This window comes from Embleya sp. L77 (assembly GCF_055557415.1).
In genome coordinates, this window is sequence record NZ_CM145709.1 from 4,983,758 (window position 1) to 5,002,456 (window position 18,699).

General features: G+C 72.1%; 16 protein-coding genes. 9 read left to right on the top strand and 7 right to left on the bottom strand.

The genetic code is table 11. The features are described 5' to 3' along the window. Positions 1-115 precede the first annotated feature (115 nt). The 4 genes from ACZOOI_RS21375 (at position 116) to ACZOOI_RS21390 (ending at position 4,135) form a co-directional block, all read left to right on the top strand. On the top strand, positions 116-1,417 hold the full coding sequence (locus ACZOOI_RS21375) for a glycosyltransferase 87 family protein (RefSeq protein WP_465277342.1): 1,302 nt from the start codon (positions 116-118) through the stop codon (positions 1,415-1,417). A gap of 147 nt (positions 1,418-1,564) precedes the next feature. Further along, entirely contained in the window at positions 1,565-2,017 is a 453-nt protein-coding gene (locus ACZOOI_RS21380; RefSeq protein WP_465277343.1) for a DUF5304 family protein, read from the top strand. Positions 2,018-2,221: 204 nt separating this feature from the next. Then, positions 2,222-3,160, top strand: coding sequence for an ROK family glucokinase (locus ACZOOI_RS21385; RefSeq protein WP_465277344.1), 939 nt, complete (start codon positions 2,222-2,224; stop codon positions 3,158-3,160). A 264-nt stretch (positions 3,161-3,424) separates the two neighbouring features. Continuing rightward, the gene (locus ACZOOI_RS21390; RefSeq protein ID WP_465277345.1) at positions 3,425-4,135 is read left to right on the top strand and encodes an endonuclease/exonuclease/phosphatase family protein; all 711 of its coding nucleotides are present in this window, start codon (positions 3,425-3,427) and stop codon (positions 4,133-4,135) included. A 64-nt stretch (positions 4,136-4,199) separates the two neighbouring features. On the opposite strand, the gene ACZOOI_RS21395 is transcribed toward ACZOOI_RS21390, so the two are convergent. The 3 genes from ACZOOI_RS21395 to ACZOOI_RS21405 all read right to left on the bottom strand — a co-directional run bounded on the left by ACZOOI_RS21395 (position 4,200) and on the right by ACZOOI_RS21405 (position 7,716). Further along, positions 4,200-6,002: a serine/threonine-protein kinase gene (locus tag ACZOOI_RS21395; protein ID WP_465277346.1), complete on the bottom strand. Its 1,803-nt coding sequence runs from the start codon at positions 6,000-6,002 to the stop codon at positions 4,200-4,202. Positions 6,003-6,086: 84 nt separating this feature from the next. After that, complete coding sequence (locus ACZOOI_RS21400; protein WP_465277347.1) at positions 6,087-6,929, bottom strand: hypothetical protein; 843 nt, start codon at positions 6,927-6,929, stop codon at positions 6,087-6,089. A gap of 7 nt (positions 6,930-6,936) precedes the next feature. After that, on the bottom strand, positions 6,937-7,716 hold the full coding sequence (locus tag ACZOOI_RS21405; RefSeq protein ID WP_465277348.1) for an alpha/beta hydrolase: 780 nt from the start codon (positions 7,714-7,716) through the stop codon (positions 6,937-6,939). Between the two features lie 357 nt (positions 7,717-8,073). On the opposite strand from ACZOOI_RS21405, the gene ACZOOI_RS21410 reads away from it, so the two are divergent. The 4 genes from ACZOOI_RS21410 to ACZOOI_RS21425 all read left to right on the top strand — a co-directional run bounded on the left by ACZOOI_RS21410 (position 8,074) and on the right by ACZOOI_RS21425 (position 11,962). After that, complete coding sequence (locus ACZOOI_RS21410) at positions 8,074-8,859, top strand: lysophospholipid acyltransferase family protein (protein WP_465277349.1); 786 nt, start codon at positions 8,074-8,076, stop codon at positions 8,857-8,859. A 32-nt stretch (positions 8,860-8,891) separates the two neighbouring features. Then, on the top strand, positions 8,892-10,040 hold the full coding sequence (macS, locus tag ACZOOI_RS21415; RefSeq protein ID WP_465277350.1) for a MacS family sensor histidine kinase: 1,149 nt from the start codon (positions 8,892-8,894) through the stop codon (positions 10,038-10,040). Continuing rightward, complete coding sequence (locus ACZOOI_RS21420) at positions 10,037-10,741, top strand: response regulator (RefSeq protein ID WP_465277351.1); 705 nt, start codon at positions 10,037-10,039, stop codon at positions 10,739-10,741. The genes macS and ACZOOI_RS21420 overlap by 4 nt, the downstream gene beginning before the upstream one ends. Positions 10,742-10,936: 195 nt before the next feature. Continuing rightward, positions 10,937-11,962, top strand: coding sequence for a 6-phosphofructokinase (locus tag ACZOOI_RS21425; RefSeq protein ID WP_465277352.1), 1,026 nt, complete (start codon positions 10,937-10,939; stop codon positions 11,960-11,962). A 24-nt stretch (positions 11,963-11,986) separates the two neighbouring features. Here the strand turns inward: ACZOOI_RS21425 and ACZOOI_RS21430 are convergent, their stop codons facing one another. From ACZOOI_RS21430 to ACZOOI_RS21445, 4 genes are all read right to left on the bottom strand, one after another. Further along, complete coding sequence (locus ACZOOI_RS21430) at positions 11,987-13,339, bottom strand: hypothetical protein (RefSeq protein WP_465277353.1); 1,353 nt, start codon at positions 13,337-13,339, stop codon at positions 11,987-11,989. Between the two features lie 122 nt (positions 13,340-13,461). Then, complete coding sequence (locus ACZOOI_RS21435; RefSeq protein WP_465277354.1) at positions 13,462-13,911, bottom strand: nitroreductase family deazaflavin-dependent oxidoreductase; 450 nt, start codon at positions 13,909-13,911, stop codon at positions 13,462-13,464. Between the two features lie 35 nt (positions 13,912-13,946). Next, positions 13,947-14,840, bottom strand: a complete 894-nt coding sequence (locus ACZOOI_RS21440) for a phosphotransferase family protein (protein WP_465277355.1) — start codon at positions 14,838-14,840, stop codon at positions 13,947-13,949. Positions 14,841-15,159: 319 nt separating this feature from the next. Further along, the gene (locus tag ACZOOI_RS21445) at positions 15,160-17,025 is read right to left on the bottom strand and encodes an anthranilate synthase family protein (protein ID WP_465277356.1); all 1,866 of its coding nucleotides are present in this window, start codon (positions 17,023-17,025) and stop codon (positions 15,160-15,162) included. Between the two features lie 295 nt (positions 17,026-17,320). Between ACZOOI_RS21445 and ACZOOI_RS21450 the strand changes: the two genes are divergently transcribed. Beyond that, positions 17,321-18,655 (top strand): class II 3-deoxy-7-phosphoheptulonate synthase, encoded by a 1,335-nt coding sequence (locus ACZOOI_RS21450; RefSeq protein WP_391582661.1) that lies wholly within the window; start codon positions 17,321-17,323, stop codon positions 18,653-18,655. Positions 18,656-18,699: the final 44 nt, after the last annotated feature.

The following is an 18,699-nucleotide window of genomic DNA, read 5'->3' on the forward strand; positions in this document are numbered from 1 at the left end:
AGCAGCCGAGCGCGACCCGGAGGAAGACGGTGTCGAACGATCCCGGACCGACGCGCGGACCCGGCCGCGCCGCCGACGGAGCCGATCCAAGTGTCGACCTCGATACGATCCGTCGGTGAGCCCTCCCCAGTCGCACCGCATCCGGAACCCGTTTCGGACCCCGTCGGGTGCCCTGTGGACCATCGTGTTCGTCTGGGCGGCGACCCGCCTGGTGTTGCTGCTGATGGTCACGGAGGTGCTGCCGAATCCGTGGCCGTTCGTGACGGGCGACGTACGGTTCATCTACCGCGAGTGGTACGGCGTGCTGCGCTCGGGGACCTTCCCGGTGGACGACGTGCGCTGGCAGTACCCGCCGGGCGCGGCGGGAGTGCTGCTGCTGCCCGGGTTGTTGCCGTTCGACTACGCGACCTCGGTCTACCTGGTGATGATCGCCGCGGACGCGCTGGTGTTGTGGCTGCTGGCCCGGACCATCCCGCGCGGCGCCGCGCCGTACGGTGCGGCCCTGTGGGTGGTGGCGGTGCCGCTGCTCGGGCCGATGATCCTGGCCCGCTACGACCTCGCGGTGACCGCGCCCACGGTGGCCGCACTGCTGCTGATCGGCAGCCGGCGCACCGACCGCAACCTGCTCGCGGGTCTGCTCGCGGGTTTCGCGGCGGCGATGAAGGTGTGGCCGGTGCTGATCTTCGTCGGGCTGCGCGGGCGCGGCCGGATGGCCCGGGTGTACGGGTGGACCCTGCTCGGCGGCGCGGTCGTGGTGCTCGCTTTCGCCGCCGCACTGCCCGGCGCCTTCGCGTTCCTGGGCTACCAGCGCGAACGCGGCATCGAGGTCGAGTCGGTGTTCGCGCTGCCCTTCCACATCGCGACCCGGTTCGGCTGGAGCGGCCGGGTGCAGGAGAGTTACGGCTCGCTGGAGTTCCACGGCCCGTACGTTTCGGCGGTCGGCCGGCTCAGCCTGATCGCCGGCGTGCTCGGTTTCGCCTGGCTGCTGCTGTGGCGGGTGCGGGCCCGCCGGTTCACCGGCGCGACGGCGTGCGACGCGGCGCTGTGCGCGCTCCTGATCTTCGTGGTGACCAGCCGGGTGATCAGCCCGCAATACCTGGTCTGGCTGATCGGGTTGGCGGCGGTGTGTCTGCTGCGCCCGGACACCACGCAGCGTCCGGTGGCCGTGCTGCTGCTGTGTGCGATGCCGCTGACCCTGCTGGAATTCCCGATCTGGTTCGGCGAGTTGCTGGGCTCACAGGTCCAGGCGGTGCTGGCCCTCGGGCTGCGCAACGCACTGCTGGTGGCGGCCACGGTGGTGTCCGGGCGGCGATTGTGGCGGGCGAGTCGGGCCGTCGAGGATGCGGTCGTGGCCGAGGCGCCGGATCAGGCCGCGGCGGTCGATGCCGCACGGCGGCCGGCCGAGACCCCCGTATAGGGGAGCGGGGGAGCCCGCACGAGGTTCGGTCCCGCGCCTTGCGGCGGTGCGTGGGTGGACCGAGGATCCTGCTTTCGCTGCCGGCTTCGGGTTGTTTGCGGGTGGTTCTGTTCGCGTTGGGGCGGAGGAACGCGGACAATGCGTCGGATGGGTCCTGATGAGCGAGTGACGGGTAAGGGTGCGGCCGAGGACGCTGCGGACGCGTGGGCGGACACTACGGACGAGGTGCCCCCTGCGGGGGCTGCGCGTGCGGCGGAGGACGTGCGTACCGAGCGGGACGATGCGGAGCGGCCCGACCCCTGGGCGCGGTTCGGGGAGGAGGCGCGCAAGCTCGCCGAATCGTTGAGTGGGGCCGACAAGGGGGACGAGGCACCCGCGGCGCGGTTGGCCGAGGAGGCGCGCAGGTTGGCCGAGACGCTCGTGGAGCAGGCCGGCGCGGTACGCGAGCAGGTCGTGCGCAGGCATCCCGAGGTGGCCGCGCACCTGGCCGCGGCCGGGGCCGAGTTGGCGTCCGCGTACCGGGCCTTCGTGGGCGATCGGGAGCGTCGATGGGCCGCGAAGCCGGCGGAGACCGAGCGGATTCGGCTCGACGACGAATAGAAGGACCGGGCACTGCGGCGCCACCCGCCGTCCGGTCACCCGCGAACGGGCGTCCGTGCGGGCTGCACCGCCGCCGGCCGCCCGTCCGGTGCCCGGCGCCCGGGCATCCCCGCGGTGACCTGCGGGCGTACGGGTGGGGTGGACCCGGGGAAGGGACCAGTACGATCCGTTGCGGGCAATGCACGCGAACGAGCTTGGGACGACATGGGACTCACGATCGGTGTCGACATCGGTGGCACCAAAATCCTCGCGGGCGTGGTCGACGCCGACGGGGTGATCCTCGATCGGCTCAAGATCGCCACCCCCAAGGATGCCGATGGCACCGCGCAGGTGATCGCCGAGGTGGTCGACACCCTGCGGCAGAACCACGTCGTGGAGGCGGTCGGGCTCGGTGCGGCCGGATTCATCGGCGCGGACCGGTCGACCGTGCTGTTCTCGGCCAACGTCGGTGCGTGGGTCGGCGAACCGCTGCGTGATCGCATGGAGGCGCTGATCGGCCTGCCGGTCGTGGTGGAGAACGACGCCAACGCCGCCGCGTGGGGCGAGGTGCGCTACGGCGCCGCCGCGGGCCACACGAACGTGATGTGCGTGACCGTCGGCACCGGCATCGGCGGCGCGATCGTGTTCGGCGGCGAGCTGTACCGGGGCGGCGGCGGGATAGCGGGTGAGCCCGGACACATGCGGGTGGTCCCCAACGGCATCGCCTGCCCGTGCGGCAACTACGGCTGCTGGGAGCAGTACGCCAGCGGCAGCGCGCTGACCCGCTACGCCCGCGACCGCGCGGCCGGGATGCCCGAGGCGGCGGAGAAGCTGCTCGCGCTCGGCAACGGCACGCCCGCCGGCATCCAGGGCCCGCACGTCACCCAGGCCGCCCTGCTCGGCGACCCGGTCGCGCTCGCCGCCTTCCGCGAACTCGGTACGTGGCTCGGCCAGGGCCTGGCCGACCTGTCGGCCGTGCTGGACCCCGCCGCGTTCGTGATCGGCGGCGGCGTCTCGGACGCGGGCGACCTGCTGCTGGTCCCCGCCCTGGAGACCTACCGCAGTGTGCTGCGCCGGGGCCACCGGCTCGGTGCCGAGGTCGTGGTGGCGACCCTGGGCAGCGACGCGGGACTGGTCGGCGCGGCGGACCTGGCCCGGCACTGACCCGTACCGCGACTTCGCGCGGACAACCACCGCTCGTGGAACGGTGCAAGGACAACGGACAACCACTGCCTGTGGGCCGGATGCACAGACAACTACCGCCTGTGGGCCGGGTGCACGGGCAACCGCCGCCCGTGAATCAGGGGCACAGGCAACCACCGCCCGTGGGACGGGCGCACGGACAACCGCCGCTCGTGGAACGGGCGGCTGCACAGCTGGTCGATCGTGGTTGGGGCCTGCCGGTCCGAACCGGGCAAGGGGGCTCCAGTGACCGTCGGTACCGGTGAGATCCGGGTCATGTCGTACAACGTGCGCTCGTTGCGCGACGACCGGGAAGCCCTCGTCCGCATCGTCCGCCACTGCGCACCCGATCTGCTCTGCGTCCAGGAGGCGCCGCGGTTCCTGCGTTGGCGGCACTCGGTGGCCCGATTCGCCCGCGAGTGCGGCCTGGTGGTGATCACCGGCGGGGGCACCGCGTCCGGTCCGTTGCTGCTGGGTGACCTGCGGGTGCGGGTGCGCCGGGCGCACGACGTGTTGTTGCCGCGTACGCCCGGGCTGCACCAACGTGGCATGGCCGCCGCCGTGGTCGAGGTCGACGGCGCCGAATTCGCGGTGGCCAGCACACACTTGAGCCTGGACGCCGCGGAGCGGTCGGCGCAGGCCGAGCTGGTGCTTCGCCGGCTGGCCGGGCTCGGCGTCGAACACCGGGTGCTGGCCGGGGACTTCAACGAATCGGCCGGGCGTCCGGCGTGGGACCGGCTGGCCGGGGAGATGCAGGACGGTTACGCGGTCGCGCCCTGGGGCTCGGAGTTCACCTCGCCGCGTCGGGATCCCGGCCGACGGCTGGACGGCGTGTTCGCGTCGCGGGGCATCGAGATGCTCGCGTGCGGTGTGCCCGACGACGTCACGGACGCCGACTACACCGCCGCCTCCGACCACCGCCCGGTGCTGGCCACCCTGCGGGTGCCCGGCGCCTGACGGCGGGTCGGGAGGGTCGCCCGGATCATCCGGAGCCGGAGCACCCCGGGCCGGCCGGGTCGGATCACGGCTGGAAGCTCGCCTTGAAGCCGGCCAGCAACTCCTGTGTGGCCGGGTCGTTCCAGACCGCCTCCGGGGTGTCCATGTACAGCGAGTAGCCCCGCCCGGACGGGACCGTGAAGCCGAGGTTGAGCACGTGGTGCTTGGTGCCGCTGCCGTAGGTGAAGTGCCAGGCCGCGGCGGGGTAGTCGCGGTAGGTGGCCTTCTCGATGGTCAGCTTCTTGTAGTTGCTGAAACTGCCGCGCACCTGCGGTTCCAGCTCCTTCCAGTCCTCCACCGGATCGGTCGGTGAACTGGCCACGGTGTCCACGTTGAGCTTGAGCGTGCGGTCCGCGTTGGCGAAGAACTCCTGCGAGTCCACGGTGTTGACCTTGGTCCACCCCGGGGGCAGGCCGATCCGGTAGCCGGTGGTGTCACCCTTGTACAAAGTCCAGCCCGCCGGCAGGCCGTTCGCGTCGTTCGAGCCGGTCGCAGGCGGTTGGGTCTGCGCCGTGGTCTGCGCGGGCGGGTCGCTCGGGCTGTTCTGCGCCTGGCCCGTGCTCGGCGGCGGCTGGGTGAGTTGGCCCGCGGCCGGGGCCGTCCCGGCGGTGCTCGGCGAGGCCGGAGAAGAGGCTTGCGGGGCAGGCGAGTTGCTGTTGCCGGTGCCCTTCGCGGTGGGTTTCTTGTCGTCCCCGGGGGCGATCAGGAAGAGGATCAGGCCGACCACGACTCCGAAGACCACCAGCGCGGCGATCGCGGCGGGCCACGGCAACCACGGGAAGGTGCGGGCCGGGCGGTCCTCCCGGACCGGTTCGGCGGGTTTCCGGGGTGGCGGGACGAGGGGCGATGCCATCTCCTCGGCGTCCCGGGGTATTTCGTCGGAGTCCGGTTCGACGGAACGCACCGGGGGTGTCGCCGCGGGTATGGACTCCGCCTCGGGCGCGGGCAGGGGCGGCAGCGGCACCGGTACCGGCACCGCGCGGGTGGCCGCGTTCTCCACCCGGATCTCGCGCAGCGCGTCGCGCAGCATGGCCTCGGCCTCCGCCGCGTCCGGCCGCTCCTGCGGATCCCGGGCCAACAGCGCGCGCAACACCGGGTCGAGCGCACCGGCGTGCTTGGCCGGCGCCGGGTCCTCGCTGACGATCGCGGTCAGTGTGGCCAGCGGCGACGAGCGCTCGAACGGGGCCTTGCCCTCGACCGCCGCGTACAGCGTCGCCCCGAGCGACCACAGATCCGAAGCCGCCGTCGGATTCAGGCCCTTGGCCCGTTCCGGCGGGATGTACGCCGGCGCGCCGAGCACCACGCCCGACTGGGTGACCGACGAGTCGCCCTCGACCACCGCGATGCCGAAGTCGCTGAGCACGGCCCGGTCGTCGAGCGTGATCAGCACGTTGCCCGGCTTGACGTCGCGGTGCAGGATGCCGGCCGCATGCGCGGTGCGCAGCGCGTCGATCATGGTCAGGCCGATCTCGGCGACCCGATCGGCGGTCATCGGGCCGTCCCCGCGGATCACCTCGGCCAGCGAGCGCGACGGGACCAACTCCATGACGATCCACGGCCGATCGTCCTCTTCGACCACGTCGTAGACGCGGACCACCGAGGGGTGGCTCAGCCGGGCGGCGGCGCGGGCCTCCCGGGCCGCGCGCTCGCGCAGCCGGGCTCGCTCGGCGTCGTCCGCCCCCGGCTGCGGCAACATCTCCTTCACCGCGACCTCGCGGCCCAGGACCTGGTCCCGAGCCCGCCAGACCGCACCCATGCCGCCTCGCCCGAGTCGTTCGGCGAGCAGGTAGCGCCCGCCGATCAGGCGTCCCTCGTTATCCGCGTCCACGCAAGGAAGGTACCCGGACCCGGACCCGCAATGCGGCATGACGTCCCGTCGAAACCTGCCGTGAGCCGACCGGATGACGGCGAGTCAGACCACCGCGCCGTCGTCCGGGTCGTCCTCGTCCCGATCTCGCCGCATCCGTGCCACCAGCGCGACGAATCCGCCGGTGAACGCGGCGAACGCGGCGAACGAGGTCCACGGCCCGACCGTGCGACCGAGCAGCACCGACACGAGCAGGTAGAGCGGACCGCCGACCAGTGCGATCCAGGCGATCTTGGTGGCCGCGTCGGTCTTGGGCAGCGGGGGCGGCGGAGGAGGTACGAAGTGTTCCTCCGGGTCCTCCTCCAACTCGTTTATCACCGGCGGTCCCGGGGGCGCGAGCGAGTAGTCGCGCGGTCCCGCGGCGGGCACCCCGACCTTGAACGACCCGTCGGTCGGCGGCTCGTCGCGCTCCGGGCGATCGCCGCCCAGGTCCTCGGCGACCGGCCAGCGCGGGACCGGGTCGGTCACGTCGTTGTCGAAGGACGCGACGATCTGCGCCCACACCTCGTCGTCGCCCGGCCGTTCGGCGGGCGACTCGGGTTCGGCCCGCTCCGCGCGTTCCGCCCGATCGGCACCTTCCGCGCGCAGCGGATCCACCTTGGGGATGTCGGCGGGTCCGGCCGCCGCCTCCTTGGCCCGGGAGCGGGGCGAGGACGGCTCGGTCAGCGAGCGCAGGATCGCCCGGGCCCGCGACGTCGCCGCCGCGTCCACCCACAGGCGTTCGATCTGCTCGGGTTCCTCGTCCGGATCCCGGGGCTCCAACGTCGAGACGTATGCCGCGACCCCCGCGTCCCGCAGGGCGACCAGCATCACGTCCGCCGCCTCGGGATCGAGGTCGGTCAGGGGCTTGAAGGACTCCGCGTCGAGTCCGTTGCCACGTCCGCGCACCGTTCGTTCAGTCCCTCTCGGCCGTCTCCGGGGTCCGTGCGTCCGGCGCGAGCCGGCGTACGAACTCCAGACTGGATGCGAAGATCCGTTCCGCGTCGTGATCGAGCGTCGCCACGTGATAGCTGTCGTTCAGCAGGACGTCGGTGACGTCCGTGGAGGAGATTCGGGCCAGCACCGTCTCGGAGTTGGCCGGCGAGACCACGTGATCGTGCGGACTGTGCAGAAGCAGCACCGGCTGGGTGACCTGCGGCAGGTCGGCGGAGACCACGCGCCACAGGCGGGACAGCGAATAGGCCGCCTTGACCGGCGTGCGCGGGTAGGCCAGCTCGACCGAGCCCTCCTTGCGGATGTCCGACGCGATGCCGGCCACCGACGGTATGACGTGGCGCAGCACCGGCAGCAGCCGAACCTTGGGGTCGTCGGCCTGCACGGAGGGGTTGACCAGCACGAGACCGGCCACCTTGTCGCCGTGCTGCTGGGCCAGTCGCAGGGCCAGTCCGCCGCCCATCGACAGACCCATCACGAACACCGTGTCGCAGCGCTCGCGCAACCGCTCGAACGCGCGGTCCACGGTGGCGTACCAGTCCTGCCACGTGGTCAGGTTCATGTCCTGCCAGCGGGTGCCGTGACCGGGCAGCAGCGGCAGCGAGACGGACAGGTCGGCCGCGGCGAGGTATCGGGCCCACGGCCGCAGCGACTGCGGCGTGCCGGTGAAGCCGTGGCACAGCAGGACGCCCACGGGCCCGCCGTCGTGGTGGTGGGGCTCGGCACCGGGCAGGATCGACACCAACGGGCTCCTTCGGGTGACGGGCTTGGCGGGACGAGCCGACCGGTGGCCGCCACGAAGGTGTGGTGGCCGGCGGACGACGGCGATACAGGTTCCATAACGGGGTCGACAGGCGAGTGGTTCCGCCTGCTACTCCCAACACCTGGGCGCTCCGGAATCGTCCCACGGGGGTGCGCGATGCGTACAGCGGCGCGAGGCGGGTCCCACCCGCCCCGGGATCCCCGCCCCCGACCGGGGTCGCGAGCCGGGCGGACCGTTCTCGCGGCCGGTCGCGCGGGTCGGCCCGACGAGGCCATACGGGGTCCGGGCCGGAAGGGATGCTCTAGGGTTCGTCCTGTCCCGAGGAGGAGGTCAGGGTTGTTCTACCGGCTGATGAAGATGATCGTCGGCCCCATATTGAGGCTCTTCTTCCGCCCCTGGGTGGAGGGTGAGGAGCACATCCCGGACCGGGGCCCGGCGATTCTGGCGAGCAACCATCTCTCGTTCTCGGACTCGTTCTTCCTGCCCGTCGTGGTCCCGCGGCGGATCACCTTCCTGGCGAAGTCGGACTACTTCACCGGACGCGGCGTCAAGGGCCGGCTCACCGCCGCGTTCTTCAAGGGCGTGGGCCAACTCCCCGTGGACCGCACCGGCGGACGGGCCAGTGAGGCCGCGCTGAACGCCGGCCTCAAGGTGCTGCGCGAGGAGCACCTGTTCGGCATCTATCCCGAGGGCACCCGCTCGCCGGACGGCCGGCTGTACCGGGGCAAGACCGGGATCGCCCGGCTGGCGCTGGAGTCGCACGCGCCGGTGATCCCGGTGGCGATGATCGACACCGAGAAGATCCAGCCGCCCGGCAAGATCGTGCCCAAGGTGATGCGGGTGGGGATCAAGGTCGGCGAGCCGCTGGACTTCTCCCGCTACGAGGGCATGGAGGACGACCGCTTCATCCTGCGCGCGATCACCGACGAGATCATGTACGCGCTGATGGAGTTGTCCGGCCAGGAGTACGTCGACGTGTACGCGGCCGACGCCAAGAAGCGGATGGACGAGGCCCGCAAGCAGGCGGCCAAGGCGGCCGACAAGACGGCGGACGCCGTCGACCCGGACGCCGCGCCCACCCCGACCGACGAATCGGGCGGCTCCGGCCGACCCGCCGCCTGACCGGGCGCACTCGGCACATCCTGGGGGTTCACGTGGGGGTCGAACAGTCGCTCTGGCGGGCACTCACGGTCTTTCGGGTGCTCGCGCTGGGCTATGCGATCGTGCGCTTCGCCCAGGTCGCGGACGAGTACCGCTATCCGGTCGGCGGGTGGGCCATCATGGCGCTGCTCACCATCTGGACGGCGGCGACCGCGTACGGCTTCCGCAGCCCCACGTTCCGCGCACCGCCGCTGCTGATCATCGACGTGTGCGTGGCGGTCAGCTGCGTCTTGGCCACCCGCTGGCTGGACGATCCGGAGCGGGTCGCCCAGGGCACCATGACGCTGCCCACCGTCTGGGCCTCGGCGCCGGTGCTGGCCTGCGCGATCAAGGGCGGCTGGCGGACCGGTGCACTGGCCGCGCTGGCGATCGGCGCCTCCAACGTGGCCGAACGCGGCGCGCTCACCGCCGACAACCAGCACAACACCGTGCTGTTGCTGCTCGCCGGCGGTGCGGTGGGCTACGTGGTGCAGATCGCCCGGGTCAGCGAGCAGGCGCTGGCCCGCGCGCTGCAACTGGAGGCGGCCACCCGCGAGCGGGAGCGGTTGGCCCGGGACATCCACGACAGCGTGCTCCAGGTGCTCGCCCTGGTCCAGCGCCGCGGGGCCGAGATCGGCGGTGACGCGGCCGGCCTGGGCAGGCTGGCCGGCGAGCAGGAGGTGGCGCTGCGGCAGTTGATCTCGGCGACGCCCGCCCGGGTCGAATCGGCCGACCTGCCCGGATCCGGCGAGGACGGCGACCCGGCCCGACAGGATCTGCGGGTGCTGCTGGGCGCCTTCGCCGGTGCCCGGGTGACCGTGTCCTCGCCGGGCACGCCGGTATTGCTGCCGACGCCGGCGGCGCGCGAGGTGACCGCGGCGGTGGCGGCGGCCCTGGACAACGTGCGTCGGCATGCCGGCGAACAGGCCAACGCGTGGATCCTGGTGGAGGACGAACCGGACGAGATCGTGATCAGCGTCCGGGACGACGGCCCGGGGATGGCCCCCGGGCGGCTGGAGGCGGCCCGGGCCCAGGGCCGGTTGGGCGTGGCCCAGTCGATCGAGGGCCGGGTGCGCGACCTCGGCGGCAGCGTGGTGTGGTCGTCGGTGACGGGAGAAGGCACCGAGTTGGAGTTCCGGGTGCCGAGGCAGGGGAGCGGATGAGCGACACGAATACACCCACACCGACGGCCGAACCGGCTCCGACGCCGCTCAAGGTCCTGGTCGTCGACGACCATCCGATGTGGCGCGAGGCGGTGGCCCGCGACCTCGCGGCGGCGGGCTACGACGTGGTCGCCACCGCCGGGGACGGCCCCGAGGCGGTACGCCGGGCCCGGGCCACCTCGCCGGACGTGGTGATCCTGGACCTGCACCTGCCCAAGCTGCCGGGCGTCGAGGTGGCGCGCGAACTGGTCCGGCACGACCGGTCGGTACGGATCCTGGTGTTGTCCGCCAGCGGCGAGCAGGAGGACGTGCTGGAGGCGGTCAAGGCGGGCGCGACCGGATACCTGGTCAAGTCCGCGAGCCGCGAGGAACTGGTCGACGCGGTGGGCCGCACCGCGGTCGGGGATCCGGTGTTCACCCCCGGGCTGGCCGGACTGGTGCTCGGCGAGTTCCGCCGGATGGCCACCGACCCGCCGCGCAAGGACGCGGACAGGGGCCCGGCCGCACCGCGGCTGACCGACCGGGAGACCGAGGTGCTGCGGATGGTCGCCAAGGGCCTGTCCTACAAGCAGATCGCCCAGCGGTTGTTCCTGTCCCACCGCACGGTGCAGAACCACGTACAGAACACCCTGAACAAGCTGCAACTGCACAATCGGGTGGAACTCGTGCGCTATGCCATCGAGAAGGGTCTGGACGACTGATCCGGATGGCGCCCGGGCCCTGTCCGGTCCGCCGGACAGGGCCCGGGCGCGTGCGCATTCGTCGGGCCCGGATCCGCCTCGATCGATCCGATCAAGTCGGGTACCTCGAACGGGTGGTGGGAAGAGTCGAGGTGGCTTCTCGCACCGGTAGCGTGGGCCGCGAATCGTGCCGGACGGAAGAAATCGGAGATTTCGATGCGTGTCGGAGTACTGACCGGCGGCGGCGACTGCCCGGGCCTGAACGCGGTGATCCGGGCGGTCGTCCGCAAGGGCGTCCAGGACTACGGGTACGACTTCATCGGCTTTCGGGACGGCTGGCGCGGCCCGCTCGAGGGCGACACCATGCCGCTGGACATCAAGGCCGTGCGCGGCATCCTGCCGCGCGGCGGAACCATCCTGGGCTCGTCCCGGACCAACCCGATCAAGGTCGATCGCGGCATCGAGCGGATCCGGGAGAACCTGGCCAAGTTCGAGGTGGACGCGCTCGTGGCGATCGGCGGCGAGGACACCCTCGGCGTGGCGACCCGCCTGCACGAGCACGACGTCAAGGTCGTCGGTGTGCCCAAGACCATCGACAACGACCTCAACGCGACCGACTACACCTTCGGTTTCGACACCGCGGTCAACATCGCCACCGAGGCGATCGACCGACTGCACACCACCGCCGAGTCGCACCGCCGGGTGCTGATCGTCGAGGTGATGGGCCGGCATGCGGGCTGGATCGCGATCCACTCCGGGATGGCCGGCGGCGCGAACGTGATCCTGATCCCCGAGCAGAACTTCGACGTCGAAGAGGTCTGCGGTTGGGTGGACAGCCGCTTCCGGACCAACTACGCGCCGATCATCGTGGTCGCCGAGGGCGCGATCCCGCTGGCCGGCCAGATGGTCACCAAGGACCGCACGCTGGACGCGTTCGGCCACGTCAAGCTGTCCGGCATCGGCGACTGGCTGGCCTCGGAGATCGAGAAGCGCACCGGCCACGAGGCGCGCACCACCGTGCTCGGCCACGTGCAGCGCGGCGGCACGCCCACCGCGTTCGACCGGTGGCTGGCCACCCGGTTCGGCTTCCACGCGATCGACGCGGTCAACGCGGGCGACTGGGGCAAGATGGTCGCGCTGCGCGGTACCGACGTGGTGACCGTGCCGCTGGAGGCGGCGACCCGCGAGCTCAAGACCGTGCCGGCCGCCCTGTACGACGAGGCGAAGGTGTTGTTCGGCTGATTCGCGAGCACGGATGACGCCGGGTCAGGCGTCGGGCCCGGGCACGGTCCCGACGCTCTCCCGGCGGTTCTTGCGCGCGAAGTAGACGACCGTCCCGCCGATGCCGGCCAGCGCGACCCAGACCGCGATGGTGGCGAGGGTGAACGGGTCGTCGTCGTCCTCCCTGCGCTGTCCGGCCGCCGAGTCCGACGCGGTCGGCGGCAGTTCGGGCCGCAGCTTGGGCGTGCCGGTCGGCGCGCCGGGGTTGGGCACGTGGAACACCTGGAAGTCACTGCGGGAGGCGAGCCGGGCCGGCACCTGCCCCGGGGGGCCGCCGCCGGCCAGCACCGCCAGGTCGCCGCCCGCCACCGGGGAGCCGGTCGGGATCGACACCCGGATCGCGATGGTGACCAACTCGCCGGGCGGCAACGGGCGTTGCTCGTCCCAGGGCTTGGGTGCCAGCGCTCCGGACAGGTGAGCGCTGCGGCCGTTCGCCGGGTCGGTGAGCACCGTGAGCTCGACCGGGTTCCAACCGGGTTGGTAGGTGTCGTAGACCTCGACCAGGAGTTGGCCGGGTGTGATCGGTGACTGTCCGGTGGTGAATATCAACTCCGGCCGCACCCCGGGGATGATCCGGTCGGTGTCGTTGGAGAGAGTGAGCCGGAACTCGGCGGCGCCACCACCCGCCCGCAGCCAGCCGGGCACGCCGGTGAGCGCGAACGTCGCGCCGGCGCCGCGTCGTTCGGTCGGCAACACCTTTGCGCTACCGCCCATCCGGTCCGGCCCGGCGTCCGGCACGGACGGGGCGCGGCTCTCGCCGGGCTTCGGCGGGCGGGTGGGCAGGCCGCCGTCCGGTCCCAGCAGCATCGCCTCGACAAGGATGCCGTTGGTGAAACGCGGCTCGCCGTCGGTGGAGGGAGCCGCGCGCCCGGGACCCACGCCGACGCTCACGAACTGCGCCGGGACGTTCGCCGCGATGGAGAACCGCACCCGGAACTCGACCGAGGCGCCCGGTGCCAGCAGACCCGAGGTCTCGCCGCGCCCGCCGGGAAACGGCAGCGGCGCCCGCGAGTCCGCGTCCAGGGGGGTGAGTACCCAGGTGCCCAGGGTCGGGTCGAGCACCTCCACCCGGGCCTGGTCCGGGGTGATCCGGCGATCCCCGGTGATCGACACCATCGGGGTCAGGGACAACGCGACCGGCTCCGTGTTGCGCAGCTTCGCGGTGACCTCGACGGGGGTGGCCGGCCTGATCCGGTCCGGCAATCCGGTCAGTTCGACCGGTTGGACCTCGGCCGGCGCCCGGTCGGCGGAGGGTTCGGGAACCGGCGCGGCGGTCGCGAGCGGCGAGCCGAGCAGCACGAGGAAGGCCGTCGAGGCGAGACAGCGGCGCAGGCGCATGCGGGGTACCCGTCGTAGGAAGGAGCGTGCTCGACCGTCGGTGCGAACGGCCGGAGCCTACCGGGCGGTACGCGCCGGCCCCCACCCATATACGGGTGCGGGCCGGCCACCGGTTTCGCTGCTCAGGAGCCGTGCCGATCGCCCGCGCGGCGCAGGCGGATCACCGGGATGTCCCGCTCGGTCTTCTGCTGGTAGCTCTCGTAGGGCGGGTACACCTCGACCAGGTGCGGCCACACCCGCGCCTTCTCGTCGGGGGAGAGCGTCTCGGCGACCGCGGCGAACCGCTCGGTCTCCACGCGCAGCCGCACCTGCGGGTTGGCGGTCAGGTTCAGGTACCACAGCGGATGATGGTCCGAGCCGCCGAGCGAGGCCACGATGAGGTAGTCCTCACCGTCGCGTCCATAGATCAGCACGGTGCGGTGCCAGATGCCGCTCTTGCGGCCCAGGGTGTCCAGGAGCAGACACGGCGAGCCCTGCATGGTGATGCCCTTGGTGCCGCCGGACTCCTCGTAGAGCCTGGCCTGGTCGGCAACCCACTTGCTCGGACTGGGCGTTGCGTCGAGCTCGGACATCCGTGCCTCCGGAGTGGATCGGGGGGTGATCCGATTCACCCTAGTGTCGATCGGCCGGTCGATCGGGCAGGCCGGGAGGAACACGCGCGGCGGTGCGATCGGGCCGCGCGTGCCTCGGCCAGCGCGGTCAGGCGGGCGTTCCAGGGGGCCGCATGGGTGGCGCCGATGCCGCGAGCGCACTGGTTGGTGGCGGCGAACACGAAGGTCTCCATCGCCTCTCCGGAGACCGTCCGCCAGCAGGCGAACCGGTCCGCCCACGAGGCCGCCTGCTCGGCGGTGTGTCCCTCGTCCATCAACCGGCTGGCCACGAGCGTCACCTCGATCCAGGCCGGGCCCCGGGCGGGCTGGGCCCAGTCGACCAGGTAGGCCCGGAGGCCCCGATCGCCGATCAGCACGTTGTGCGGATGCAGATCGGTGTGCAACAGGCTCTCGCCGCGCAGGAGTTCCAGCTGCCGGCTGGTCAACAGCGAGCGCCAGCGCTCCTCGATCCGCGGGAGCGGCAGATCGCGGACGGGGACCCGGCCCAGTCGGCGCAGCGCGTCCGCGACCAGCGGCAGATCCGCGGTCCCGGGCGCGAAGTCGGCATGCCGGCCGACGATGTGGTCGAAGCCCAGGAGCACCCAGTCGTCCAGCCGCACCTCCCAGCGCAGCCGCGGCGACACGGTGCCCACGTGCGGGGCGACCCGGGCCTCCACCCGCTGTTGCGGGACCGCCGGGTGATCGCGCGGGACACCCTTGACGAAGTAGCGGGATCGTTCGGTGGTCACGATGGCGGCGAACTCGCAGTTGAATCCGGCCCACACCGTGGCGACGGCCAGCACCCGTCCCGCACACCGTTCGACCGCGGCGCGCGCGTCCGTGGGCAGTTCGTCCCAGAGGATGCGCGGCGCCGTATGGAAGTGCGGCGGCGGGAGCGGCGAATCAGCCATCGGCTTCCGGTGGTGACGGTGGCAGCGGGCGCGGCCCGCCGAAGGTCACTCCGCACTTGCGGCAACGTTTGCGACCGCTCCAGTCGACGGGGTCGTGCGGCGGACAATCGGAGCCCACGGGAACCCCCTCCACTGGAACCGGTCAACGAACGGGGTCGAGCATCCTCCGTCGCACCGTGGCGAGCAACGCGATTATGGTCGCACGCCGGTGCGACGCCGGGGCAGGTCCCGGCCGATCGGCGGGCCGGTTCCGAGCGTCGCGGCCGGCGGTGCGCCCGGCCGTTTCGGACCGGGCGCCGCCGAGCTTCGGGAGCGGACCTCACAGGCCGGCGAGCAGCTCCCGGACGATGCCCAGGCCGTTGTGGGTGAGCACCGACTCCGGATGGAACTGCACACCCGCGAGCCGCATCCGGCTCGACCGCAGCGCGTGCACCTGGCCGCTTGCCGGGTCCGCGGCGAAATCGACGTTGGGCACCCCGGCGGCCGGCCGCACCGCCGCGAACGCGTTGTAGAAGCCGACCTGCTCCGGCCGGCCGAAGAAGTCGATGCCGACCTGCTTGCCCTGATACGGCCGCGCCTTGCGGATCAGGTCCAGGCCCAGTTCACGGGCCAGCAGCTGGTGTCCCAGGCAGACCGCGAGCAGCGGCCCGCTCGCGTCCAGGCGGGTCCGCAGCAGTGCGCCCATCAGCCGGATCTTGCGGTGCGCCGAGTCCCGGGGGTCGCCCGGCCCCGGGCCGAGCACGACCAGTTCGGCGGTGCGCACCCGCCGCGAGGTCACGTCGTCGTAACTGCGGACCTCCACGTGCAGCCCGAGCGTGCGCAGCACGTGCGCGAGCATCGCGGTGAAGGTGTCCTCGCCGTCCACCACGAGCACCTGCCGGCCCGCCAGCTCCGGGGCGCGCAGCGCGTTCTCGTCCCGCGGCCGGAGCCAGAACGGGGCGAGTGCGGAGTTGCGCGCGGCCAACAGCGCGGCCACCTCGGGGTCGGCGGCGAGCGTCGCGCTCGTGCCCTGCCCGGCGGCGGGCACCACACCGAGCGCGGCCAGCACCCCGGCCGCCTTCGCGTGCGTCTCGGCCACCTCGTCCTCGGGCGTGGAGTGCCGGACCAGGGTGGCGCCCGCGGGCACCCGCAGACCGCCGTCGGGCGTGATGTACGCGGTCCGGATCAGGATCGGCGCGTCCAGCGTGCGCCGGCCCAGGTCGTCGCGCCCGATCAGGGCGAGCACGCCGGAGTAGTAGCCGCGCCCGGTCGGCTCGTGCCGGCGGATCACCCGGCACGCGTTCTCCAGCGGACTCCCGGTCACGGTCGGCGCGAACATGGTGCCGCGCAGCACCGCGGCGACGTCGTGCGAGGTGATCCCGCGCAGCAGGTACTCGGTGTGGGTGAGGTGGCCCATCGGCTTGAGGAAGGGACCCTCGACCGCGCCGCCGAGGTCGCACACCTCGCTCATCATCTTGAGTTCCTCGTCGACGACCATGAACAGCTCGTCGATCTCCTTGGGGTCGCGCAGGAAGGCCAGCAGCCCCTCGCGCGAGGGGCCCTGGGCCGGATGCCGGTAGGTCCCGCTGATCGGGTTCATCACCACCTCGCCGCCCACCGAGCTGACGTGCCGCTCCGGGCTGGCGCCGACCAGGGTGAGGTCGCCGGTGTGGATCAGATACGTCCAGTAGGCGCCGCTCTCCCGGGTCAGCAGCCGGCGCAGCAGGGTGCCCGCCGAGGCCGGCGTGTAGCCCTCGATGTGATCGCGGTAGTCACGCCGGATGACGAAGTTGGCGCCCTCGCCGGTGCCGATCTCGTCCTCGATCACCCGCTTGACGATGGTGGCGTAGGTCTCGTCGTCCACGTCGAAGCCGCCGCCGCGCAGCTCGACCGGCACCTGCGGCAGCGCGGCGAGCACCTCGTCCAGCGGCAGGCGCCGTTGTGCGGTGACCTTCAGGCAGCGCAGCGGAGTGCCGTCCTCGCGGCACTCGAAGCCGCGCTCGCGGATCTGCGCGTACGGCACCAGGGCGAGCAATTCGTGGCCGGGGCCGCCGCCGGCGGCGGGCAGCGGGAGGTCGGCGAGGTCGCGCACGTCGACGATCTCGCCGGTGAGCAGCTCGACCTCGGACGAGTGCTCGCGGCGGATCAGCGCGAACGGCGGCGGTGCGTCGGAGAACAGCGGGGACAGGGCGTCGGCGGTGCGCATGGGTGCTCCTCGGTCGGGAAGAGACGCCCTCCCGACCGGGCGATCCGCCGGTTGTCCGTCTCGTCCGGGGAGGAGGTCCGCCCGGTCCGGGAAAAACAAAGGGCCGCCCTGCCGGGCGGCCGTCGGATCGTCAAGGTGATCGCGAAGTCAGCGGGCCGCCGCAGGGACGGGCCACCAGGAACTCCGATGGAAATCGATCGCGATCACGGCCGGAGTCTATCGGGCGGGCCGAGTCGGCGTCTCGTTCTCCGGGCGGTGGACCCAAACGGGTTGCCACTCCGCTTAGTCTTGAGCGGTGACCCTGAACGACATCGAATCCTGGCGTACCCTCCCGGCGGCCCAACAGCCCGAGTGGCCGGACAACGAGGCCCTGGGCTCCGCCCTCGCGGACCTCCGTTCCTATCCGCCGCTCGTCTTCGCCGGTGAGTGCGACCAGCTTCGTGGTCGGCTCGCTTCGGTGGCGAAGGGTGAAGCTTTCCTGCTCCAGGGTGGCGACTGCGCGGAGACCTTTGCCGGCAACACCGCCGACGCGATCAAGAACAAGCTCAAGACGCTGCTCCAGATGGCCGTCGTGCTGACCTACGCGGCCTCCGTGCCGGTGGTCAAGGTCGGTCGGATGGCCGGGCAGTACTCCAAGCCGCGCTCCAGCGGCATGGAGACGCGCGACGGGGTGACCCTGCCGTCCTACCGGGGCGACGCGGTCAACGAGCTGGCCTTCACCGAGGCCGCGCGCACGCCGGACCCCGAGCGGCTCAAGCGCATGTACCACTCGTCCTCCGCGACGCTGAACCTGGTTCGCGCGTTCACCACGGGCGGCTACGCGGACCTGCGCCAGGTGCATGCCTGGAACCAGGACTTCGTCGCGCTGTCGCCCTCGGGCGAGCGCTACGAGCGGCTCGCGGCCGAGATCGACGGCGCGATGCGCTTCATGCACGCGTGCGGGACCGACCCCGAGGAATTCCGCACCGTGGAGTTCTACGCCAGCCACGAGGCGCTGATCCTGGACTACGAGGACGCGCTGACCCGGGTGGACTCGCGCACCGGCGACCTGTACGACGTGTCCGGCCACATGGTGTGGATCGGCGAACGCACCCGGCAGCTGGACGGCGCGCACGTGGAGTTCGCGTCCCGGATCCGCAACCCGATCGGCGTCAAGCTCGGCCCGACCACCACGCCCGAGGACGCGCTCGCGCTGATCGACAAGCTGGACCCGAACCGCGATCCGGGCCGGTTGACCTTCATCGTGCGGATGGGCGCGGGCAAGGTCCGGGACAACCTCCCGGCGCTGGTGGAGAAGGTGGCCGCGGCCGGCGCGCAGCCGGTGTGGGTCTCCGACCCGATGCACGGCAACACGTTCGAGGCGTCCAGCGGGCACAAGACCCGCCGCTTCGACGATGTGCTGGACGAGGTCAAGGGCTTCTTCGAGGTGCACCGCGCGCTCGGTACCCACCCGGGCGGCATCCACGTCGAACTCACCGGCGACGACGTCACCGAGTGCGTGGGCGGCGGCGACGAGATCTTCGTCGACGACCTGCACCAGCGCTACGAGACGGCGTGCGACCCGCGGCTGAACCGCAGCCAGTCGCTCGACCTCGCGTTCCTGGTCGCGGAGATGTACCGGAAGAGCTGACCGGGCGTCGGCCCCGATCGCCGAAGGGCGGACCCTGCCCGGGT